Origin of the sequence: Kibdelosporangium banguiense (genome assembly GCF_017876405.1) — a bacterium.
Taxonomy (GTDB): Bacteria; Actinomycetota; Actinomycetes; order Mycobacteriales; family Pseudonocardiaceae; genus Kibdelosporangium; species Kibdelosporangium banguiense.
Genome location: NZ_JAGINW010000001.1, coordinates 2,167,192 through 2,189,036, shown reverse-complemented (window position 1 = coordinate 2,189,036; position 21,845 = coordinate 2,167,192). Strand labels below are relative to the sequence as shown.

The window sequence follows — 21,845 nt, the reverse complement described above, 5'->3', positions numbered from 1 at the left end:
CCAGTGGGCAAGGGCGCCGGGGCGAAGCAGGCCAGACGAGCACGGCGGTCGGCTGTCGCTGAGGACGGCATCAACCCACGTCAGGCGTGCCCATGCGGCTCCGGCAAGCGCTACAAGGCCTGCCATGGTGCGCCCGGTGGCGTTACCGAGATCGCCGTCGCACGGCCGTTCGAGGGCCTCGCCGGTGAGTGCGAGCTGGTCGCGCTGCGCGAGTTCGTGCCGTCAGCGACCGTGAAACTGCAGCTGGCCAAGGACGCCAAGCGTCCCGTCACGCTGGGCACCGTGCTGCCGCTGGCTTCCGCGGCGCTGGTCCGGCAGGACGAGGACGAGTCCGCGTTCGTCGGGCTGCAGGTGCAGACTCGTTCGCTGGACATCAGCCGGGACGTGGCGCGTTCGATCCTGTGGGCCCAGGAGGCCAAGCCGGGCGACGTGCTGAGCCTGGTCAACCAGGACGACGAGGTGGGCGAGCGGCTGCAGGACGTGCTCGTGGCGGACGCGCCTTTCGAGGTCGAGGTGCACGAGGACTTCGCCTGGTGGCTGGCGCCCGACGCGGAGCCGACAGGTGAGGTGGCGCTGTCGCTGGAGCGTGCGAATGCGGCGATCATGCCGACGCAGCGGATCGGCGACGCCGCCTACTGGACGTTGGCCGGTGACAAGGCGTACCTGCGCTGGGTCCGCCCGGAGCCGGAGGAGCAGTTGCTCAACGCGCTGTCCCGGCTGGGTGCGGCCGGCACCCTCAACCTCGGTGAAGGCTCGAAGTTCGCCGGTTCGTTCCGGGCGCACGGCCTGCTCGTGCCGGTCTGGGACCTGGACGCCGAATCGCACTCCCGCGAGTGGGAGAAGCCGGTAGCCGAGCTCGGCGAGCGACTCGCCGATGCGCTCGAGGACAAGCCGCTGACCAGCGACGAGCGCCGCGTGCGGGACGGGTTGATCGGCCGTCAGGTCACGATCAGGTGATCTTGCACATGTGTGGCCGCGCGGAGTGGCCACCGACCGACGTGTACCGGCCGGAATCGCTGCACGTCGAGGGGTTCGTGCACTGCTCGGACTTCGGCACCGTGCACCTGCCCGCCAACATGCTGTTCACCGGCCGCACCGATCTGGTGCTGCTGGTCATCGACCCGGCGTTGCTGGACGTTCCTGTGAGGTGGGAACGTCCAGCCGTCGGTCCCCCCGAGCAGCCGCTGTTTCCGCACGTCTACGGCCCGATCCCGCGCTCGGCGGTGATCGCGGTGCACGACTTCCCGCCTGGTCCGGACGGTGTTTTCGCACTTCCCGACAGCTTGGCCCGGCTGGGGTGAAACTCGTGGCAACCCCGGCGTCGGCTGAGGCGTGGTCATGGTGTGCCGGTGTCCACGCTCAAGCCCGAACTGGGGGAGAGCTGTCAGGTGGATGATTTCGGTGAGTTCGTCCGGGCAGCCCTGCCCGGACTGCTGCGTTACGGACACGCGCTCGCGGGCAATCCCCATGACGCGGCCGACCTTGTGCAGACCGTGCTGGAGAAGATCGGCTCACGGTGGGCCAAGGTCGTCCGCAACACAGGCGACCCGCTTGCGTACACCCGTCGCGCGATGGCCAACACGCACATCAGCAAATGGCGCCGCTCCCGTCGTGAAAGCCTCGTCGCGGACCTACCGGACATCGCAGCCGCCGCCCAGCACGACCCGTTCGAAAACGAGCCGCTCTGGCAGGCACTGCGTGCGTTGCCGCCACGCCAACGTGCGGTAATAGTCCTGCGCTACTACGAGGGCCTGTCCGAAGGCGAGATCGCCGCGGCCCTGGGAGTCAGCGCGGGCACAGTGAAAAGCCAGGCCAGCAAGGCAATGGCGACGTTGCGGCTGCGCTTGGACGCAGTGGAGGGGAGGTGTTGAGATGGATGAACTCGAGGATTCGCTGAAACGCCTGTTCCGGGACTCACGACTGGATATCCAGGTGGCTCCCGGCGCCGATTCGGCGGTCGTGTCCGGTGCCCGCCGTGTCCGCAGGCGGCGCATCGCCATGATCTCCGCAGCAGGCGTGATGAGCCTCGCGGTACTGGCAGGCGGCACATTCCTGCTGGCCCGCCCGGCCCCGCAGCAGAACCAAGTGGCCAACCAGCCCACAGATCTGCCACTCGTCACCGCCACCTCGCCCACCTCCGCCACGGACACACCCAAGGACGTGCCCGCCGCACCCAGCGTAGCCCCCAGCAGCACCACAACGAGCGTGACAACCCCCCGCTCACGCCCAGTGGAACAAGCACCTGGAACGCCTACAGTGGTGGCCAGCTTCGGCCCCACCACCTACGGCCCGTTCCGCCTGGGCATGACCGATGCACAGCTGACGGCCACCAGCGGGATCGAAACCGAGCCCATGAGCGACTCCGCCTCCTGCTTCCGATACCGAGTCTCAGGAACACCCGAGATAGCCGCCCTGACCGTCTCGAAGCGGTACGGCCTCGTCGCCATCACCGTCAACGCCAGCGCCCAGACCCCCCAGAACATCACCATCGGCTCAACCGAGGCCCAGGTCCGAGCCGCCTACGGCGCCACCATCACCACCACAGTCCCCGGCAACACGTCCGCCAACTTCCAATTCCGCTACACCGACGGCAAAGTCTCCGAAATGACCCTCGCCTCCAAAACCCAGGACTGCGGCTAGCGGATCCCCGGCAGCCCAAAAGGTGTGCTCCGACCTGACAGTTCTGTCAGGTCGGAGCACACCTTTCGCCGATCAGTCAGAGTGATCCGCCCGCTGCGCGGGGGGCGCCTGAGTCGGAGCCTGCGTCGCCGACGGATTCGCGGGCGATGAAGGTCTCCACGTCGAAGAGGTTGCCGTTGCCGCGTTTGACGACGTTGAGCAGGGTGGACATCTGGGCGACCTCCTCGACCTGCTCCTTGAGGAACCACTGCATGAACTGCTCGCCCTTGTAGTCGTCCTCGTCGCGGGCGGTCTTGGCCAGCCGGATGATCTCGTCGGTGACCTCCCGCTCCTGGTTGAGGGCGAGCTCGATCAGCTCGACGGGCTGGGTGAAGTCGTTGCGGACCTCGTCGATGCCCGGAATGGTCACCTTGATGTCGTTGTCGAGCAGGTACTGCACGATCATCATGCCATGGTTACGCTCTTCCAGCGCCTGGTGATAAAAGTGCTTGGCCAGCTGCGGGAGGTCCTGGTCGTCGAACCACACCGCCACCGCGACGTACTGCTGGGAAGCCGTGAACTCGTTGCGTATCTGCTGCTGGAGCAGCTCGTGGAACTTGCTGGTCATATCCTGACGATAACTCCTGAATTGGCCGATGGCCAATTTTCGTGGAGAAAATCCGTCGATTGTGTTTGAATTTAGGCAAGCCTATCAGAAATGCATTCAGGTGAGGCATTCCTAATATTAGGCAAGGCATTCCTCAATGCCTCAGAGTGAATCCCGGCTGAGTGGGCATGACATGCACCGTGGGCCACCGCGCCCGGACCCGAGCTCGGAGCCGCTGATCCGAAGCACCTCGATGCCCGCGTCCTCAAGCCGCGCGTTCGTCTCCACATTGCGTTCGTACGCCACGACAACGCCGGGCGCCAACGCGAGCGTGTTGTTGCCGTCGTCCCATTGCTCGCGCTCGGCCGTGACGGAGTCCAACCCCGTATCGATGACACGCAACCGCTCGATGCCCATGGCCTCAGCGGCCGCGGACAGGAACGGCACCGGTCCGGACGCGGCGACGCCGCCTGAACCGTCGGGCCGCATGGGGTACGCGGTGAGCGTGTCCCGTACAGCGGGGTACATGACGACGGCGTCGCGGTCGACCATGGTGCACACGGTGTCGAGGTGCATGGTCGCGCGGTCCTGCGCGATCGGTACGGCGAGCACGGTGTGAGCGAGGCCGTCGTTGAATACGGACCGCGCGAGCGACTCTGCGCCCGCGGGCGTGGTGCGTTCGCCGACGCCGATGGCCAGAACGCCCGGCGCCAGCAGGAGAACGTCGCCGCCCTCGACTGGCGCGGAGTGCGCGCCGTAAGCGCGTCCGGACAGCCGGAACCGGGGGTGGTACGCGTAAACCAGGTCCAGGACGGAGGTTTCCCGGACCCGCGCGGGCATCGCCAGCGAGGCGATCGCGACACGGTCGCCGATCCACACCGACGAGTCCCGGCTGAACAGCAAGTTGGGCAACGGGTCGATGGCGAAGTCGTGTGGCCCGTGCATCCGTCGAACCAGGGACGCGCCTTCCGCGACAGGCAGTTCCTCGAACGTCATGCCTGCGGTCAGCACGTGCGCCAGTGTCTTGGCGTCCACGCTGGACAGATGCGACCGCAGCGAGTCCGCGAGCTCGTAGCCCAGGCGGCGTTCGTCAACGGCAGTCAGGACACCAGTGCTGCGCGCGCGACCGTCCTCGAGAGCTTTACCAAGGACGTCTGCAAGCAGCATCACCTCGACGCCACGCGATGCGAGCACGGCGGCGAACGCGTCGTGCTCGGCCTGCGCACGGTCCACCCAGGGGATACCGTCGAAAAGGAGCTTGTCGTTGTTGCGTGGCGTAAGCCGTTTGAGCTCGGCGCCCGGACGGTGCAGCAGCACCGAGCGGAGCGTGCCCACCTCGCTGTCGACGCGGGGCTGTGCCTGGACTTGCACGTCTGTCGTCACGAGGTTCAAGCATAGCGGCTGGCAATGCAAATCGTCGTGCGTGAAGGCTATTTCTGATCGAAATCGACGGTCTGAGATGCCGAGAACAGCGAATCATTTTGTCAACTGGCGTAATCATGCATTATTTGTTGCGCGGCAGTTGGCCAGGTACCGTGCCTGTCGGTAGCGAAGTCGGGGAGCTAGCCAATGCGTGGTGCCGTCGTGTGCGCGGCTGTCGGGATGCTGCTGGTCGCGGGCTGCGGTGGTGGCGAGGAGCCGCCGGCCGGGCCGAAGCTGACCGTCGGCATCCGGTTCGACCAGCCCGGTCTGGGCGTCCGCATGTCCGACGGCGCGTTCAGCGGGCTCGATGTCGACGTCGCCGAGTACGTGGCCGGGCGGATGGGCACCGACCACCGGAACATCACGTTCGTCGAGGCGCGCCCGGCTGACCGGGAGACCATGCTGGAACAGAACAAGGTCGACATGGTGATCGCGACGTACTCCATCACCGACGCCCGCAAGCAGCGAGTCGACTTCGCCGGTCCCTACTTCGTCGCAGGTCAGAGCCTGCTCGTCCGGAAAGCGAACGCCGACATCGACGGCCCGGAGTCGTTGGACAACAGCGACTGGCGGCTGTGCTCGGTCACCGGCTCGACGCCCGCCGAGAACGTCCAGCAGAGCTACGCGAAAAGCGTCACGTTGCAACAGCACGGTTCGTACCGTGAATGCGTGGACGCGTTGCTCAAGGGCGACATCGACGCGGTGACCACCGACGACGTGATCCTCGCCGGATACGCGGCTGAGCAGCCCGACAAACTGAAGGTTGTCGGCAAGACATTCTCCACCGAGCGCTACGGCGTCGGTCTGCGCAAGGGAGACGCGCGCCGCCCCCACGTGACCACCGCGTTGCGCGAGATGGTCAACGACGGCAGCTGGGAACGGTTCGTCCACGAGAGCGTCGGCCGGTCCGGCTACCGGATCCCAGCCCGGCCGGAGATCGTGGACAGTCCGTGATCGTCATCTAGGGCAGCCAGGAAACGCCGCGCAGCAGCGAGTAGCCGACGAAGGCGACCACGTCCAGCAGCGTGTGCGCGATGACCATCGGCCACAGCCGGTTGGTCTTCTGCCAGATCCGGCCGAACACGAGTCCCATCACGACATTCCCGACGAATCCGCCGAAGCCCTGGTACAGGTGGTACGAACCACGCAGCACGGACGAGAACACCAGCGACTTGTTCTCGCCGAACCCGAGCTGCCGGAGCCTGGTGATCAGATACCCGATCACCAGCATCTCCTCCGCCCACGCGTTGCCCGCGGCCGAGAACACCAGCGCGATCGGCCGCCACCAGGTGTCGGTCAGCGTGGTGGGCACGACTTCAAGACTTGCGCCGACCGCATACGCGACCAGGTATAGACCCAGCCCCGGAATCCCGATCAGGGCGGCGAGCCCGACACCGCGCAGCACGTCACCACCGATGAACCGGCGGTCCAGACCAACGTCCGCGAGCCTGCTTCCTGCACGCCACAACAGGTACAGGCCGAGCGCGCCCCACGCGATCAGCTGGGTCGCGCCCAGCAACTGCTTGAACAGGTCGATCAGGTCGAGCGTGGCCTGCGGGACGTTCAGCGCGACCTGCTGCTGGGCGAGCGGTTCCGGCCGCAGCAGCGAGTCGATCAGGTTCAGCAACGACCGCAGACCGGACATCCCGAGCGTCACCGTGAACACGATGACCAGCTCGAACACGATCGCCCGGCGTTCGCCCGGGTCGGTGACCACCGGCTGATCTCTCACGGGGAACAGCCAGGCGCGCAGTCGATTCGGCACCTCCGCACGTTACCGTTAGGACATGGCCCGACGGATCGCGACAAGTGACAAAGTGGACCGCGACGCGCTGATCGACTTCCTGCGCCCCAGGCATCACACGATCCTGGTCACGCGGAGAGCCGACGGCAGCCCGCAGATGTCTCCCGTGACCTGCGGGGTCGACGCCGAAGGCCGTGTGGTGATCTCGACGTACCCGCAGCGCGCCAAGGCCGTCAACGTCCGCCGCGACCCGCGGGTGTCGTTGTGCACGCTCTCCGACGACTGGGACGGCCCGTACGTCCAGGTCGACGGGCAGGCAGAGGTGCTCGACCTGCCTGACGCGCTGGAACCTTTGGTGGACTACTTCCGCAGCATCTCGGGCGAACACCCGGACTGGGACGAATACCGCGAAGCCATGCGTATCCAGGGCAAAAGCCTGATCCGAGTCACGATCGACCGCTGGGGCCCGATCGCCACCGGCGGTTTCCCGCCCGAACTGGGCTAGGACTTCCTGGCCAGCACCATCAGGTACCAGGGCGCGGGCGTCCGCCAGGCCACTGGTTCGACATGTTCGTCCAGCAGGTCGACCTCGTCGAACCAGTGCTTGACCCGCTGCGCGACGTCGATTCCCGGCGCGCCCGCGAGCCGCTTGTAGAGCACACGGAACAACCCGCTCGGATTCACATCGGCGACGAACAGCCGGCCGCCGGGTCTCAGCGCCTTGTAGATGTTGTCGAGCGCGACGTCGACGTTCGGCATGGTGCTGAGTGACGTCATTGCCAGCGCCGCGTCGAATTCCCCGTCGCCAAGCGAATCCTTGGTGGCGTCGAGGTGCCGGACCTCCACATTGGACCAGCCGGCGTCGTCGACCCGTTGCTGCGCCCGGTTGACCAGCTTTGTGCTGAAGTCGAGGGCGAAGATCCGGCCGGTGTCGCCGACGGCCTGCCGGACCAGCTTGAACTCACCTCCCGCGCCACAGCCGACATCAAGCACCGACTCACCTTCGCGCAGGCCAAGGGCCTTGACGCTCAGGTACCGATACGGCTCGCCCGCCCGCTCTCCAACCCGGAAGCCCATGCTGGCCCGGTCCCAGAACCGCTGCTGTTTGGTGGTCATCCATCCCCCTTTACAATGCAGTTGCATCGCAACCATATGTGACAATGCAGTCGCATGGCAACAGGGAGTTCGAACATGCCACGGCAGGTGGACCACGAAGAACGGCGCCAGAAGATCGCCGAAGCGCTGTGGCGGATAGTGAGCACCCAAGGTCTCGAAGGCGTCAGCCTGCGCAACGTCGCAACCGAGGCAGGCATCTCGATGGGTCTCGTCCAGCACTACTTCAGCAGCAAGGACGACATGCTGCTCTTCGCCTTCGACATGCTGAGCACCCGTGTCGAAACAAGACTGAGGACAGCCCAACCACAAGGCCCCCCGATCAGGGACATATTCCTGCAGATGCTCCCCCTGGACGACGAACGACTCGCAGAAGCACACGTCGCCGTCGCCTTCATGGCCCGAGCCGCCGTCTCACCAGCCTTCGCCGAGGCAACCCGCGTCCAATCCCCAGAATTCCGCGAGTATCTCGCCGGCCTGCTCCGCGCCGACGGTCTGTCCAATGCAGACGAACACGTCACAATCCTGCTGGCCGCACTCGACGGCATGACCGTCCACATCCTCGCCGGCCAGCTGACCCCCGAAGCCGCAGTCCAAGCACTCGACATCCACCTCGAGCAACTAGGCCACCGCCCCAGCCCAAGCCGGCCACCCCAGCCCAACAAATAGTCCGAGCCGCTGAAGCGCCCCGCAACCGCGTCTTTTCCTTCTGTCAAACCGAAAGCCCGTCGCAAGCACTCACCTTGAACGAAGCTTTCCCGCCCCGTATAAGAAAAAGACATGCCCCCACCCGTCCCGGGGGCGTCCCTGGTCCAGTCTATCGGAGGAGCAAGATCGACAAGGGGGTTTGGGTGGTCTGTGGATAACTGGATTTGTGAGTGGTGCCGTTCGTTTGGGTGGTTAGTGGTGCTTCCGTGTTTCGGCGAGGAATGGGCAGCCGACTAGGCGGCGTAGTTCGTTCGCGAGTTCGGTTGTGGTGGTTACTGGGTGCTCGAAGGCTAGGCGTACGTCGTGGTCGGCGTCGCTGGCCTCGACGCGTAGGCGTAGGCCGAATCGGTCCAGGCCGAGTGGGCGGATGTGGCCGCCGCGTAGTTCGTCGGGCAGGTGCCGGCCGAGCAGTGAGACGACATCTGTGTGTGCGAGTTCCAGGTGTCGCAGCCAGTCTGCTTCGTACGCGCAGAATGGGTCGGGGGCTGCGGACGTGAAGTCCTCTAGCCGCAACGAATGTGTGCCTTCGGCGTCGGCCAGCACCATGGAGGCCGGGATCAGCTGGAGCATTGTCGCGCCGTGGCCGACGTCGAGCAGTCGTGGGTCGGGTCGTTCTTCGGCGACCATTACTGCCGCGCGTCTTGCCTCGTCGTCGGACAGTGCGCGTACCCAACCCGTGAACCACAGCAGTCCGCGTACGGGCTCGCGCAGTGGTACTGGCGCGGTGTCGGCGAGCTCCAGCATTGCTGCGAGCTCGCCTCTCGGCGCTGACCATACGGCCTGTACGAACGGGTTGCTCTGTGCGATGAGCACGCTCGCCACGCCGTCTGCGTGTACGTGGTGTGTCAGGGGTACGACTTTGCCTGCGTCCGCCAGCCCTTCCGCTGACGGCATCAGCGTCGCCTTCCCGCCGCGCGTCGCGATCGTGCGCGCACGCTCAGCCGGTGTGGGTGTCTCAGTCACTGTCGCCTCCAAGTTAGGTGAGCCTAACTTGGAGCGGCGGGTCTTGGGAAGTAGCGACCCGCCGCTGTCACTCGAAGAGGGTCAGGGCAGGCCCCATGGCGCCGAAGGTCCACTTGGCGAGACGGGGCCGACCTCGAAGTCGGGCCGTTCGGACCGGCGATGGACTACGGCTTCCTCGCCCCGGCGCAGACCGATCTCGATGGTGCCTGGCGCTGTCTCGCGCCACGGCAGGTCCCGGCCATGGGGGTCGCGGACCGCCAGATCGCCGGTGATGTCGTGCCTGACGACGCAGGGCGCGCCGGCCTCACTGCGGATCTTCAACCAGCGGGTCTGGTTCTGTTCACGGGACGCGCTGAGCAGGAAAGCGCCCTGTGTCCGGAAGTTCTGCAGCGAGATGTCCGGCCACGCCACCGCCGGGAACACCCGGATGACGCCGCCCCAGCTCTGGCAGAGCATGTCGTGCAACGACTGCGCGGCCGAGAGCGGAGTCTCGATGACCGGGCCTGACTCCTTGTACATGGTGTTGGGCTGCACGAACCTGCGCAGGAGTTCGCCCAGGTAGAACGCGGCCTTGTCGCCACGCAGCATCTGCGCGGAGATCGACGCGGCGCCGGTGAAGCTGTAGCCCTGCAGCGCCCCTTCGAAGCTGATCCAGTGCTCCAGCGACTTCTCGATCAAGGCCCTGTACTGCGGCTGCTCCCACGTGATCTCGTACAACGGGTAGATCTGCAGCAGATGCGAGTAATGCCGGTGCGACTTCGCGAACGGCACACCCGCGCCGATCATGTACCCGTTGGCGTCGACCGGATACGGAACCAGGTTGGCGAGCACGTCACGCCACTTGGCCGCGAGCGGATCGCCAGGTGTTTCGGCGAGCAAAGTCGAGCAACCCCAACGAATCAGCGAGAGGTCGTAGTTGCAGTCGGGTGCGTTCTCGCCGTACTCCGGGGAGAACGTGAACGGCAGGTGGAGCTTCCCGTCCGCGCCGGGCGCCAGGAAGTGCAGGTAGTAGTTGATCGCGCCACGCAGCAACGGCAGCAGCACATTCTTGAGAATCCGCTGGTCCATCGTGTGCCGATAGGACAGCCACACGTTGTGCAGCGCCCAGGTGAGGTTGCCGACCTCGGGTGTCGGCGATGTCTTGCCCGGAATGCCCACCGCGAAGCCGGAAGTCCCTGTTCCGGCGCCGTTCATCAGGGCCATGTCCGTGGTGCGCGGGATGCCGTACGAGTCCGCGCGGTACGGCTCGGCGACCTGGTCCTGGAGGTTCTGCCGGAACTTGTCGAGCGCGTACGTGACCGCGTCCAGCTCCATGTGGTTCGAGCCGTGGATCATCCAGTACTCGAGCTGGACGTTGAGGTTCCACCAGGTCGCGGGCCACGGCGTCGGCTCGAGCCAAGGGCCGCACGTCGCCATGACCGGCGCGTCCTGCCGTGCCGCCGAAGCGATCTTGTACAGCTGGATCCAGTAGAACGACTGCAGCCGAGTGTCCGATATGGACAGGAAACTGCGCTGGTAGTAGGTGTGCCACCAAGCTTGGTGTTCTTGCGCGAGCGTCCAGAGCGGCGCAACGGAACGAACCGCCCGCATAGCCTTTGCACCGGCAGCCCGCTGCGGGTGTGACCACGCGACGGCTGTGTACAGGGTGCGCACCGAACCGCGGGTTGTCTCGCGCCACGCGGTGACATGTTCTCCGCCTGAGTGCAGCGGTTGTACGGAGAGCTGTGTGTCGCCGCTGGTGTGCAACTGGGCGGGCGGGTTCTCGGTGTAACCCGCCGGTGGCGGCTTGTTGAACACCGGGTCGGTTCGTGGGCTGACGGCCTTGGCCGGGTGGAACACCCACTTGAAGTCGCGCTCGCCTTCGGAGGGCGTGACCTCGACGACGAGCAACGAGCGGACACTGTGGACGATCGCGCGCAGCGAAAGGCTGCCCTTGGACGTCGTGAGCGTGCCGCGCAACTCGGCGTTCCACAGGTCGAGGCGCCAGTCGATCGCGGTGATCGTGCCGGCCGGCTCGAGGGTGAAGTACCCGATCGGCAAGCGGGCCAGGCCGAACAGAGATCCGAACTCTGGCCGGTGGTCCTGGACCTGGGTGTGCTGAACGTTGAACCGGATGGCGTTGCGGCCCGGCTCCTGGTAGATCCCCGATCCCAGGAACCCGTTACCGAGGAATGGGCCGTCGTACCAGGTCTGCGGCACACGCCGCCAAATCAAGTCGGATCCGCTGAGGAAACGGGCCCAGTCCAGCCCGCCCGGCGGCGTCGCGCCGGCCACGCCGGAGTTCACCAACGTGCTGCCGGCAATGCCGGCTAAGGCCCCAGAGAGGATGGTTCGCCGGTTGAGGTCGGCCACTCTGCCACCTACCTGTGTCGATACCTCCGATGTTTCCTCGAAACTAGGCGGCTGGAACAGTGGCAGTCAAGACCGGAAACGTTTGTAAATCGGATGAGATCGGACCTATTTCCGGCTAGCCTGGCGCCATGGTCTCCGGGGTTCAGATGCTCGCGTTCGTCGGCGTGGTCCTGTTGGCGGCGATGGCCCCAGGACCGGACTTCATCATCGTCACCAGGCACGCCGCGGTCTCCGGCCGCCGCGCGGGCATCGCCACCGGCCTCGGCATAGCCAGCGGCGTCTTCGTCTGGGCGGTGGTCGCGGCACTTGGTGTCGCAAGCCTGCTCGCCGCTTCCGCGATCGCTTTCACCATCGTGAAACTGGTCGGCGCCGCCTACCTCGCGTACCTCGGCATCAAAGCCCTCATCGGCGCCTGGCGCCGCGGCGAAACCCTGACAGCGACAACCCAGTTGTCCACAGTCCGCCCCTGGGTCGCCTTCCGCCAAGGCCTGATCACGAACCTGCTGAACCCCAAGTGCGCGGTGTTCTTCGTCGCCCTGATGCCCCAGTTCCTCTCCGGCACCTCACCGCGCCTGGATCAAACCCTGCTCCTGTCGGCGCTCGCAGTCATGGTCACGGCCATCTGGTTCACAGTCCTGGCCAATCTCGTCGGCCTCCTGAAGCGCTTCTTCACCTCCGCGAAGGTCCGTCGCGTGATGGACACAGTCACCGGCACAATCCTCGTCGCCTTCGGCATCAAGATCGCGACCGATTGAGCACCTCAAAGTTGGCCCATCTCCCCACACCGATTCTGCCGGACAGGCACTCGACGACCACTCACAGCTGGCGCGGGTCCGAACGAGTGAACCCGGTGCGAACGGCCCATTCGCACCGACTCATCCCTTGAAAACCCCTGCTCAGGCCCCATTCCCGGTAGACTGGACCAGGGACGCCCCCCCGGGATGTGAGTTAGCGGCCTACGGGCATTCCTTGTTGTTCGGCCCAGGTGGGGATGTCTTCGCGGCGGAGGGCTGTGGCGAGGAGGTCTGGGAAGGCATCGGGGGTGCAGGCGAAAGAGGGGGCGCCGAGGGCGGAGAGGCGGGCGGCGAGTTCGTGGTCGTAGGAGGGTTTTCCGCTGTCGGAGAGGGCGAGCAGGACGACGACTGTGACACCGCTGGCGACCATTTCGCGGACTCGGCGTTGGAGTTCGGCGGCGACGCCGCCTTCGTAGAGGTCGCTGATGAGGACGACGACTGTGTCGGCGGGGCGGCGGATGTGTTGCTGGGCGTAGGCGACGGCGCGGTTGATGTCGGTGCCGCCGCCGAGTTGGGTGGAGAACAGCACGTCGACTGGGTCGTCGAGGGTTTCGGTGAGGTCGACGACCTCGGTGTCGAAGACGATGAGCCGGGTGTTCACCGAGCGCAGTGATGCCAGGGTCGCGCCGAAGACAGCCGAGTACACAACGGACTCGGCCATCGAGCCGGACTGGTCGACCAGCAGGATGACATCGCGAAGCGCTGCGCTGCGGGACTGGCGGTGTGAGCCGATCAGGCTCTCGACCACCAGTGTGCGCTGGTCGGGCTGGTAGTGCCTGAGGTTCGCGCGGATGGTGGCCGACCAGTCCACATCGGACATCTTCGGCCGGCGGGTGCGTCGCGACCGGTCGACGGCGCCGGTGACAGCGGCGATGAGCCGGTCGGCGAGTTTGCGTTCGATCTCCTCGACGACCTGGCGTACCACCGCGCGTGCGGTTTCCCTTGTGCGGGCGGGGATCGCGCCGGACAGTGAGATCAACGTGCCGACCAGGTGCACGTCCGGTTCGACCGACGACAGCAGCTCCGGTTCGAGCAAGAGCTTGGTCAGGCCGAGCCGTTCCACGGCGTCACGTTGCATGACCTGCACAACCGAAGTGGGGAAGTACGTCCGCACATCCCCGAGCCAGCGATGCAGCTTGGGTGAACTGGAGCCGAGACCGGCACCGCGCTTGCCGTCACCATCCCCGCCACCGCCGTACAGCGCGGTCAGAGCGTTGTCGCGGCGTGAATCGTCTTCGCCGAGGCCGGTCAGGCCCTCGGCTTCGGGCCCCAGCAGTAGCCGCCACCGGCGCAAACGCTCTTCGGTCATACCCGTGCCCCCTCGTACAAACCGCGCACGAACTCAACGAGCCGTGCGGTGCGTTCGCTGTCGCCGTCGTCCACGACCAGCACCGACGAACCGCCCTGCGCGACGCGCTCGGCGAGCGTGCGGCGTTCGGGCGCGGAGAAACTGGAGATCGCCCGGCGTAGCAACGGCAGAGCGTCCTCGAACGCCTCGTTGGGCAACCCGGTCAGCCACTCGTCGACAAGGCCCAGCAGTCGTGGGTCGGCTGCCAGTCGTATGGCCGAGCCGCGCAAGAACCCGGCGACAAAAGCAGCGCCTGCTCCGGAAGCTGATACGGCTCGTTGCATCCGTACGGCGACGGCCTCGGTGTCGAGACGGTCGTCCTCCCACAACAAGCGAGTTGCCCGACCTGTTGGTAGGCCATGCGCGGGTGGCTCCACGCGGACGAGCCGGTGTAACGCCTCCCACCAAACGACGGTGTGCTCCTCGTCTGCGGCGACGATGACAGCCTCGTGTGCATTGTCCAAAGCAGCCAGTGCCTTCTCGGCTGTCTGGTCGTCAATGCCGTTGCACGCTAACGGAAGGCCGACAGCACCACGGGCAAGCAACCCGTGCATGGCGGCACGCAGCAGCTCAGGGTCGGTCCCACGAACCGATCCATATCGGACAGTGCTGGCCAGGGCGGGTAAAGCCTGCAGGAGTTCGAGAGCGTCCGTGGCCGCCGCGGCACACCGGTCCAAGGCGATCCGGGCGGCCGTGACGGCTCCGGCGAGCTCGCTGGCGACTGCCTCCCGCAGGACCTCGGCGGCTTTGGCGACCGTGTCGGCCTCTTTGGCCTGGTCCAGCAAGACGTGCTCAGCCGCGCCCTCGACCGTCGCGCCATGCCGGGCCGCGGCAGCGACCGCGACGGCGAGTCCCGGGTCCCACTGGACCTTCCAGGCTTCGGCGAACGTGCCGAGAGTCGTGGTTTCGTCTGGCTCGCCCCACCGCACGTCAAGCACGTGCAATCGGCGCAGCAGGCGAGACCGGCCGCGGTCGATGTCCCGCCGCAGGTCCAGCCGGAAGCTCTTCTCGGCGGCGTTCGGTGGCAGCCTTAACTTGCGCTGCAACCGTTCCAGGTCTGTAGCCAGCGGCGACCTGGGCACGCCCTCGCCGACGGCACCAAGCTCCTCGCCGACGACGAGCTTTTCGTGCACGATCCGGAGCCCGACATCGTCGCCGCCGCACAGCACGGCCAAAGCGGCCTCACTGACCTCGGACAACCCAGGCGAAGGCCGTCCGCGCAGTGCCGCCAGCGTGTCCGCCAAACGCACGGCCTCCACAGCACTCGCGGTCGAAGCGGGCAAGCCCTCCTCGCGCAGCACATGGGAGGTCCGCGCCATCCAACGCGGGATGGTGTCGTGCGGGTGCTCCCATAGATGCGCGTACCACCCAGGCGACTCCACACCCGCGCCGTAACCGGAAGTCGCGGCGAGCCGACCATGACTCCACGGCACCCAGCTGCCTGCGATCTTCCGCTTGGTCAGGCCTTTGAGCAGGTCGGTGTCCGCCTTGGCCGCGGGCAACTCCTGGAGCGCAGGCACGTGCCAAGCGCCGCACACCACCACGATCGGACCGTCGACCTCGGTCAACGCCTTTCGCAGCACCTGGCGCATCCACGCCTCACGCTGCAAAGTCCGCATGTCGACGGTGTCGGCGAACTCCTCCCGCACCGCTGTCATGGCCTCGGCGATGGCCGCCGCCATCTGCGTCGGCTCGGCGCTGGAGTGCTCGACGACGTCCTCCCACCAGCGTTCCGCGTCGTCGAACCCGGCTGCCTCGGCGAGCACGCCCAACGGGTCGACGGCTACGCGGTCGGTGTCGGTTCGCTCGTAGAACAGGGAAATCCCGGCTGGCAGGTCGGCGAACCGGACGTCGACGTTGTTGCGGGCGCCCCAGTCGAGCGCCTGCCACTCTGGCGAGAACCGTGCGAATGGCCAGAACGAAGCGTCAGCTGGGTCGGCTGCGTCGTGCAGCAGCAGGGCCACGGGCGGCGTGAGCTCACGGACGTGCGGCACGAGGTTGTCCGCGTCCGGAGGGCCTTCGACCAGCACCAATTGCGGGCGCACGACATCCAGCGCGGCGCGGACCATACGCGCCGAGCCAGGGCCGTGGTGCCGGATGCCGAGCAGCGTCACCCGGTCGGGAAGGGGTTTCATCAGGCCGGGTCCAGCTCCCGGCATGCCCGGTAGAGGTCGCGCCATTCCTTGCGCTCCTTGACCACTGCTTCGAGGTACTCCTGCCAGGCCGCGGTGTCCGACACCCGGTCCTTGATCACCGCGCCGAGCAGGCCCGCCGCCAGCTCGTCGGCACCCAGACTGCCGTCACCGAAGTGGGCCGCTAACGCCATTCCGCTGGTCACGACCGAGATCGCCTCAGCAGTGGACAGGCTGCCGCTGGGCTTTTTGAGCTGGGTGCGGCCGTCGGACGTGGTGCCACCGCGCAGCTCACGGAAGATCCGGACAACCCGGCGGACCTCGTCGAGCGACGGCGGCTCGGCCGGAAGTTCCAGCGCACGGCCGAGTTGCGCGGCACGCTGGCTGACGATCTCGACCTCGGCGTCCTCGGTCGCGGGCGGCGGAAGCACAACGGTGTTGAAGCGCCGGGCCAACGCGGACGACATCTGGTTCACACCACGGTCGCGGTCGTTGGCCGTCGCGATCACGGTGAACCCGGCGATCGCCTGGACCTGCATGTTCAGCTCCGGCACGGGCAACGCCTTCTCGGACAGGATCGTGATCAACGAGTCCTGCACCTCGGCGGGCATTCGCGTCAGCTCTTCGACACGCGCGACGGCGCCGGTCTGCATTGCGCGCATGACCGGGCTCGGCACCAGAGCGGCCTCACTCGGGCCCTCGGAGATCAGCCGCGCGTAGTTCCAGCCGTATCGGACGGCTTCTTCGCTGGTGCCGGCCGTGCCCTGCACGATCAGCGTGGAGTCGCCACTGATCGCGGCGGACAGGTGCTCGGACAGCCACGACTTGGCCGTACCCGGCACACCGACAAGCAACAGCGCGCGGTCGGTCACCAGCGTGCCGACTGCGACCTCGACGAGACGACGCTCGCCGACATACTTGGGGGAGATGACCGTGCCGTCAGGCAACGTTCCGCCGAGGATGTATCGCACGACTGCTTGCGGCGACAGCTTCCACTGCGGCGGCCGCTGCTTGTCGTCGTTCGCGGCGAGGGCGGCCAGCTCTTCCGCGTACTGCGTTTCCGCGCTGGGGCGCAGCACGTTTGTTGCCGTCACGGGGTTTCGCTCCGTTCGATTTCTTCATGGAGTTCGGTTCTCAGCCGCAGGACAAGTTCTTCGGCACCGTGCACCGGCCAGCGCGCGGCTATGCGCGGCCAGTGATCATGCAGGACTCTCAGGTCGCCACGGCGTAACAACGCCTCAGGCGGACGGCCGACGCGCCAGCCTCTATCGGCGAGTTCGGCGAACCGCTCCAGCACGACCCGCGTGACATCCGGATGCCACGGGGACGGCAGCAGCCCGCAGAAGTAGTCGAGTTCATTGGCATCCCACGAGCCCGCAAGCTTGATCAACACCCGGGACAAGGTCGGTGCGGGCAACGCGTCCAGCGCGTCGAGCAGCGCGGTCGAACTGATCGTCGACGCCAGATCGGTCAGCCACGGGACAGGGTCGGTCGCGGCAGCCAGGTTCTCGGCGAGACCCTGCAGAAGCGCTGTGCCCCAAGGACTGAGCCGCATCTTGCGCGGCGCCTTGGGCCCAAGCCAGTCGATCCAGAAGTCCGGCGAAACGCTCGAAGCATCGGCCTTCAGACGCGCCGAACCAGTGCGGCGCACCGGGGAATCACGGAGTTCCTCGCGGTTGGGCTCCTGCTCATACGGGCCCTCCGGATGCAGGTCGATGGTCTCTTCGAGCAAGCCGTCGCGGAGTCTTTGCTCGGCTCGTTTGGACAGTGCGGAGCCCGGCAGCTTGCGCAGCAGGACGACGGCTTCTTCGCGGACGTTGGTGGACCGGTCGTCCAGCGCCTGTTCGAGCAACGGCTCGTCCTCAGACGCGAGGCCTTCAACCAGAGCCGCGATCAGCAGCTTGCGGTCTTCGACTCGCTTGAGCTCGGTCCAGTTCTCGGCGACATAGGCACGGAACCCCGCGATGTCCCGCTTGCGGGCGGTGACAAGACGCGACTTGCGTTGTGCGGGAGGCAGATCGAGAGCTTCCTCGATGTCGATCTTCTCGCCGTCGTCCAGGCCGCCCGCAGCCCAAGCCCAGCCCACGCGCCGCTGTGCCAGCCAACGTCCACGTGCCCCGAGCGCGGGCGTCACCGCATCGCGCACGACGGAACGCGCGGTCGCGGCGGCCAGAATGTCGGGCAGTTGCCGATACGGGACGACCAGCCCGGCACGGTCGAGCGCGAGGCAGCACTCGCGGAGCATCTCGTTGTCCTCGGTCGCCATGACCTGGCTGAAGATCGCACCGACCTTCGCGTTCGCCTCGCGCCGGTTGTCGGCGGGAGCGGGCGGGATCATCGCCGCCTCAGACTCAGGCGCGACCCGGCCACCCCGCCTGGCCAGGCCGAACGCGGCGCAGTCGGCCAGCAACTGCTCGGTGTCCGGCGAACCGATGACGAGCTTCTGAGTGATCTCGGCCCAGCTCAAGAGATCACCTCCAGCGCACCACCGGGAGCGGCAGCGGCGCCGATGCGAACGGACCACCCGTCCCAAAGCCCGACCGCATCGAACGGCTGGCCACCATGGATGGCCAGGGCACGGTCGGCCGCGACATCGTCGACCACAGGCAACGCACGCCCATCGGCGTCGACCGCGACGAGCCCCTCGCCCAACCGGATCTCCCGGCAGGCGAGCGGATGCAGGCGTTGCCAAGGATCCTTGCGCAGCAATGGCTCCAACCCGGCAAGAGCATCGGTCCAGGTCGCCGAGAGCTCGATCGGCTGAGCCTTCACGGAAGGTTCGCGCTCGCCGACCGCCATCCGCCGCGGAGCCCCGGCAGGGTACGGATGGAGATTGCCCATGAACTCCCCATTGGGAAGTGCGGGTCCGGCAATGGCGCCACCTGCGGCATGACGCACCACGGTGACCCATTCGCGGCGTTCCCGGCCCCAGACCCACTGGCGAGTGGTCCGCACCCGGCCGTCGTCTTCGTCTTTACGCAGCAGGACAACCCATCTGTCGGTCCAGGCCGGCTGAGCCAGCGCTTCCTGCTCGGTCGAGGTGTAGCCAAGTCGCATCCGCACGACATCGGCCAGTTCAGGCGGCGGATTCGCGGCAAGCGTGGCGAGCAGGTGAAGCCCGCCGATCCGGTCGGCGGCCCGCTCGGCCCAGTTCACCCCGCCGGAGAAGACGACGGCCGCGAGATCTTCCAAAGCGTTGGCCAGCCCAGGGGCCTGCGCGTCGACCATGCGCCGGATGATCGCCTCCCACCAGGCCCGATCCCGCCCGGCCAGCTCGGCGATGCCCCGGCGAGCGACATCGGCCAGCCACTCCCTGAGCCCGGCGACGCCGCCCTGGACGGCGAGATCCCTTGCCTCAGCGGTCTTCTCGCGCTGAGCGGCCCGCCGCTCGACAGCCTCGGGGGAGTCGTCGAGAGGTTTGGGAGTCTTGCGAACCTCCCGCTTGTGCAACCACTCGCCCACCCATTCGGGTGGTTCTGCCTCGGAAGTGCCGCCCCGGACATGAAGGACCTGGACGGCGACAGCGTGTTTGCAGGGGAACTTGCGTGAAGGGCAGGTGCACTTGGTGCCGCGATCCTCCAGATCGACGCACACCTGATAGGGCTTTTTGCCGCTGCCCTTGCACAGGCCCCACAGAACATGCTGGTCGTGGCCGAGCGCGCTCCAGTTGCCCGGCGCCGCGAGCCGGGCCGCGCTCGTCGCGACCTGCTTGTCCGGCGCCAGAGCCAGGACCGCGTCGACATCCATGCTGCAAGACCCCCAAAAGTCCGATCTACAGGAGACTTTAGGGGCACCCACCGACAGTTCCGGTAAGCCCAGGTCAGCCGTTGATCAAGGCCTGCAGAAACCTGCCCCAAGGGGCAGTGGGGAACGTGAGCATGCCGGTGTCGGGAGCCTTGGAGTCGCGAACGGCGGCAGCGGGCTCGACGCAGGTGGGATCGCTGGTGCGTGGCTGGGTCAGTGGGTTGCGCGCGGGCTGGATGCAGTCAGTGTCCTGGGTGTTCAGCCGAGTCAGCGGATTGCGAGCAGGCTCGACACAGCCGGAGTTCGAGGTGCTATGGCCGCCCGTCAGCAAGGCCGACAGGACATGTGCGACCTCGACGCAGCCGGTGTTCTCACCACCCGCGTTGCCGCTGAAGCTGCTCTTTCGCCATCTCAGTAAGGCGTTGTCCACGGCTGTGCCTCCAGCATTCGCTTGATCAGCGCCACCGAGTCGGCCACGGTGAGTGCGGCCGACTGGACTTGGTCGAACGCTATTTTACCCTTCTCGACCTGGTCCTTCTCCTCGTTGTGAACGGTTCCGTTGAGATTCTCGATGAACAGGTACTCAGGGTCGGTTGGATCGGGGAATGTCAGGATGAAGAATGCCCCGGGCATCGCATAGTGCGCTCCATAGCTCAGTGGCAGCACTCGCAACCTGACAGTGGGCAGGTCGGCGACGGCGACCAGATGCTGGAGTTGCTCGCGCATGACATCGGTGCCACCGATTTGTCGGAGCAGCGCGGCCTCATCGATCACCGCCCAGCAGTGCAGCGGATGATCTTCTGAAGTCAAGCGGCGCTGGCGGGCCAGCCTGATGGCGACCGATTTGGCAACGTGCTCCTCATCGGAGTTGCGCGAGATGAACAATGCGCGCATGTATCGCTCCGTTTGCAGGAGACCGGGTACCAACTGCACGGAGAATTCACTCATTCGAGTGGCTTCGGTCTCCACGGCGAGGTAGGCCCCTGTGCCTTTCACGCCGAAAGCCCGGAACCATGGTGGTTGCAGGGCTCTTCGTACCTCATCGAGCAGATGCGGATCGTATTGGTCGTACAGGTCCATCATGGACTTGACCAAATGCACGTTCGGCCTGGTCTCGCCGGTTTCGACTCTGTGCAGCGCACTGCGTGTTTTGTCGAGCAGGGGCGCCGCCGACTTCAGCGTGTGCCCGGACTGCTCGCGCAACCTGCGCAGTTTCGCGCCGACCTTGCGACACAGGTACGAAGCCCGAGGTGGATTGGCCACAAAACCAGTGTGCACTTAGCCCTTCCAGGACTGGGAATCCCGGTGCTATGCGTCCCATGTGGATAGTACTACCCATGGAAGCTCAGCTGTTCACTCTCGTCAGCGCCGAGGACCCCGACAAGATCTTTGCCTGGGGCATGGAGATCGCCACCGACGACGACGTCGAGGCCATCGTTTACCGCCGCGATCCGCTCACCCACCGCACAATGTTCGGCGTCCACAATTCAGCCGAAGAAGCCCTCGCCCGCTACGGCAACACGCGCGCTCTCGACCTCCAATGGGAGTACCAATGACCCCGGACGCTCAGTCGTAGAAGAAGTCGATGATGTCGTTGACCTTGGCCAGCAGGGCCTCGCGGCGTTCGGGCACGCCATTGCGGGAGCGAATCCGATCGGCGAGATCGCGCAGGGCTTTGAGCATGTCCGGATCCTGGTCCTCGATCCGTTCGATCGCGGGGTCCGCCACCAGGTCGAAGTAGTCCTTCAGCAGAGCCGCGAGGCCAGGATCGGCTGCGCCGGTCTGGGGGAATTCCCGGCCGGAGACCAGGAATCGCTCCGGTTCACGCAAAGTCCAGCCGTGCAACCGGTCCCCGGACACCAGCAGGTCGACGTTCGGTGCCACTCGCACGCGAGTGATCTCCGGCAGCGGATCGGCTGAGTACAGGCAAGTCAGCTCGGTCAAGGTGGCATGCCGTGTCACGCAAGGATTCATCGTGAAAGAAACCAGGTCTTTCAGGCCGATCGTGCCCTGCAGAACCGGAGCGGCACGCCAGGAATCTGTTTGTGCGTTTCGCTCAGGTATGTGCAGCCGAAGACTGCTCAGCAGGCCCGTTGCGCGGTCGAATCGGAACTCGTCGTATTCCGAGGGATGCCAGTTGCCGCTGCCGATTGTCGCCAGCACATGGCGTTCGTGTTCTTCCGGGCTCGTATACGGCCCGACGTCCAGAGTGAGCCCGAGGATTGCCAAGCGCGGTGTCAGTGGCAGCGGGTCACCCTCGACTACTTCGATTGGTGGCATATGTGACATTGGTGTGCGC

The 21,845-nt window shown here is 66.2% G+C and carries 23 protein-coding genes; 9 read left to right on the top strand and 14 right to left on the bottom strand.

Features of this window, described 5'->3' with window-relative positions:
- The first annotated feature begins 3 nt into the window (after positions 1 to 3).
- Genes JOF56_RS10455 through JOF56_RS10440 form a run of 4 tightly spaced genes read left to right on the top strand, consistent with a single transcriptional unit; the run spans position 4 to position 2,640 of the window.
- Positions 4 to 957: a DUF5926 family protein gene (locus JOF56_RS10455; RefSeq protein WP_307855024.1), complete on the top strand. Its 954-nt coding sequence runs from the start codon at positions 4 to 6 to the stop codon at positions 955 to 957.
- Complete coding sequence (locus JOF56_RS10450) at positions 954 to 1,301, top strand: DUF952 domain-containing protein (protein ID WP_209636756.1); 348 nt, start codon at positions 954 to 956, stop codon at positions 1,299 to 1,301. The genes JOF56_RS10455 and JOF56_RS10450 overlap by 4 nt, the downstream gene beginning before the upstream one ends.
- Positions 1,302 to 1,349: 48 nt before the next feature.
- On the top strand, positions 1,350 to 1,871 hold the full coding sequence (locus JOF56_RS10445; RefSeq protein WP_307855023.1) for a SigE family RNA polymerase sigma factor: 522 nt from the start codon (positions 1,350 to 1,352) through the stop codon (positions 1,869 to 1,871).
- A 1-nt stretch (position 1,872) separates the two neighbouring features.
- On the top strand, positions 1,873 to 2,640 hold the full coding sequence (locus tag JOF56_RS10440; protein WP_209636755.1) for a hypothetical protein: 768 nt from the start codon (positions 1,873 to 1,875) through the stop codon (positions 2,638 to 2,640).
- 76 nt (positions 2,641 to 2,716) lie between these two features.
- On the opposite strand, the gene JOF56_RS10435 is transcribed toward JOF56_RS10440, so the two are convergent.
- Together JOF56_RS10435 and JOF56_RS10430 are read right to left on the bottom strand one after the other, a co-directional pair.
- Positions 2,717 to 3,247 (bottom strand): ferritin, encoded by a 531-nt coding sequence (locus JOF56_RS10435; RefSeq protein ID WP_209636754.1) that lies wholly within the window; start codon positions 3,245 to 3,247, stop codon positions 2,717 to 2,719.
- Positions 3,248 to 3,388: 141 nt separating this feature from the next.
- Complete coding sequence (locus JOF56_RS10430) at positions 3,389 to 4,609, bottom strand: arginine deiminase (RefSeq protein ID WP_209636753.1); 1,221 nt, start codon at positions 4,607 to 4,609, stop codon at positions 3,389 to 3,391.
- A 186-nt stretch (positions 4,610 to 4,795) separates the two neighbouring features.
- Here JOF56_RS10430 and JOF56_RS10425 point away from each other — a divergent pair, with 186 nt between their 5' ends.
- On the top strand, positions 4,796 to 5,602 hold the full coding sequence (locus tag JOF56_RS10425) for a glutamate ABC transporter substrate-binding protein (protein WP_209636751.1): 807 nt from the start codon (positions 4,796 to 4,798) through the stop codon (positions 5,600 to 5,602).
- Between the two features lie 7 nt (positions 5,603 to 5,609).
- Here JOF56_RS10425 and JOF56_RS10420 read toward each other — a convergent pair whose 3' ends face one another.
- On the bottom strand, positions 5,610 to 6,413 hold the full coding sequence (locus JOF56_RS10420) for a CPBP family intramembrane glutamic endopeptidase (protein ID WP_372447856.1): 804 nt from the start codon (positions 6,411 to 6,413) through the stop codon (positions 5,610 to 5,612).
- Positions 6,414 to 6,435: 22 nt separating this feature from the next.
- On the opposite strand from JOF56_RS10420, the gene JOF56_RS10415 reads away from it, so the two are divergent.
- A complete protein-coding gene (locus JOF56_RS10415; protein WP_209636749.1) occupies positions 6,436 to 6,897 on the top strand; it encodes a PPOX class F420-dependent oxidoreductase in 462 nt (153 codons plus the stop codon).
- Here the strand turns inward: JOF56_RS10415 and JOF56_RS10410 are convergent.
- On the bottom strand, positions 6,894 to 7,508 hold the full coding sequence (locus JOF56_RS10410; protein WP_209636747.1) for a class I SAM-dependent methyltransferase: 615 nt from the start codon (positions 7,506 to 7,508) through the stop codon (positions 6,894 to 6,896). The two genes, JOF56_RS10415 and JOF56_RS10410, sit on opposite strands and share 4 nt — an antisense overlap.
- Positions 7,509 to 7,583: 75 nt before the next feature.
- Here JOF56_RS10410 and JOF56_RS10405 point away from each other — a divergent pair, with 75 nt between their 5' ends.
- Entirely contained in the window at positions 7,584 to 8,174 is a 591-nt protein-coding gene (locus tag JOF56_RS10405) for a TetR/AcrR family transcriptional regulator (protein ID WP_209636746.1), read from the top strand.
- A 231-nt stretch (positions 8,175 to 8,405) separates the two neighbouring features.
- Here the strand turns inward: JOF56_RS10405 and JOF56_RS10400 are convergent, their stop codons facing one another.
- Positions 8,406 to 9,176 (bottom strand): DUF2470 domain-containing protein, encoded by a 771-nt coding sequence (locus tag JOF56_RS10400; protein WP_307855022.1) that lies wholly within the window; start codon positions 9,174 to 9,176, stop codon positions 8,406 to 8,408.
- 81 nt (positions 9,177 to 9,257) lie between these two features.
- Positions 9,258 to 11,528 (bottom strand): glycosyl hydrolase family 95 catalytic domain-containing protein, encoded by a 2,271-nt coding sequence (locus JOF56_RS10395; RefSeq protein WP_209636744.1) that lies wholly within the window; start codon positions 11,526 to 11,528, stop codon positions 9,258 to 9,260.
- A gap of 128 nt (positions 11,529 to 11,656) precedes the next feature.
- On the opposite strand from JOF56_RS10395, the gene JOF56_RS10390 reads away from it, so the two are divergent.
- Positions 11,657 to 12,283 carry a LysE family translocator gene (locus tag JOF56_RS10390; protein ID WP_209636741.1) on the top strand — a complete coding sequence of 209 codons (627 nt, stop codon included), beginning with the start codon at positions 11,657 to 11,659 and terminating at the stop codon, positions 12,281 to 12,283.
- Between the two features lie 193 nt (positions 12,284 to 12,476).
- On the opposite strand, the gene JOF56_RS10385 is transcribed toward JOF56_RS10390, so the two are convergent.
- From JOF56_RS10385 to JOF56_RS10355, 7 genes are all read right to left on the bottom strand, one after another.
- Positions 12,477 to 13,631 carry a VWA domain-containing protein gene (locus JOF56_RS10385; RefSeq protein ID WP_209636739.1) on the bottom strand — a complete coding sequence of 385 codons (1,155 nt, stop codon included), beginning with the start codon at positions 13,629 to 13,631 and terminating at the stop codon, positions 12,477 to 12,479.
- Positions 13,628 to 15,805, bottom strand: coding sequence for a DUF5682 family protein (locus tag JOF56_RS10380; protein ID WP_209636737.1), 2,178 nt, complete (start codon positions 15,803 to 15,805; stop codon positions 13,628 to 13,630). The genes JOF56_RS10385 and JOF56_RS10380 overlap by 4 nt, the downstream gene beginning before the upstream one ends.
- Positions 15,805 to 16,896 (bottom strand): ATP-binding protein, encoded by a 1,092-nt coding sequence (locus JOF56_RS10375; RefSeq protein ID WP_209636735.1) that lies wholly within the window; start codon positions 16,894 to 16,896, stop codon positions 15,805 to 15,807. Before JOF56_RS10375 ends, JOF56_RS10380 begins: the two co-directional genes overlap by 1 nt.
- The gene (locus JOF56_RS10370) at positions 16,893 to 18,269 is read right to left on the bottom strand and encodes a DUF5691 domain-containing protein (protein ID WP_209636732.1); all 1,377 of its coding nucleotides are present in this window, start codon (positions 18,267 to 18,269) and stop codon (positions 16,893 to 16,895) included. The genes JOF56_RS10375 and JOF56_RS10370 overlap by 4 nt, the downstream gene beginning before the upstream one ends.
- The gene (locus tag JOF56_RS10365) at positions 18,266 to 19,549 is read right to left on the bottom strand and encodes an SWIM zinc finger family protein (RefSeq protein WP_209636730.1); all 1,284 of its coding nucleotides are present in this window, start codon (positions 19,547 to 19,549) and stop codon (positions 18,266 to 18,268) included. The genes JOF56_RS10370 and JOF56_RS10365 overlap by 4 nt, the downstream gene beginning before the upstream one ends.
- A 73-nt stretch (positions 19,550 to 19,622) precedes the next feature.
- Positions 19,623 to 19,976: a DUF397 domain-containing protein gene (locus JOF56_RS10360; protein ID WP_209648154.1), complete on the bottom strand. Its 354-nt coding sequence runs from the start codon at positions 19,974 to 19,976 to the stop codon at positions 19,623 to 19,625.
- Positions 19,958 to 20,809, bottom strand: coding sequence for a helix-turn-helix domain-containing protein (locus JOF56_RS10355; RefSeq protein ID WP_307855021.1), 852 nt, complete (start codon positions 20,807 to 20,809; stop codon positions 19,958 to 19,960). Before JOF56_RS10355 ends, JOF56_RS10360 begins: the two co-directional genes overlap by 19 nt.
- A gap of 74 nt (positions 20,810 to 20,883) precedes the next feature.
- Here JOF56_RS10355 and JOF56_RS10350 point away from each other — a divergent pair, with 74 nt between their 5' ends.
- Positions 20,884 to 21,102 (top strand): hypothetical protein, encoded by a 219-nt coding sequence (locus JOF56_RS10350; RefSeq protein WP_209636726.1) that lies wholly within the window; start codon positions 20,884 to 20,886, stop codon positions 21,100 to 21,102.
- 10 nt (positions 21,103 to 21,112) lie between these two features.
- Here the strand turns inward: JOF56_RS10350 and JOF56_RS10345 are convergent, their stop codons facing one another.
- Complete coding sequence (locus JOF56_RS10345) at positions 21,113 to 21,826, bottom strand: hypothetical protein (protein ID WP_209636725.1); 714 nt, start codon at positions 21,824 to 21,826, stop codon at positions 21,113 to 21,115.
- Between the last annotated feature and the right edge of the window lie 19 nt (positions 21,827 to 21,845).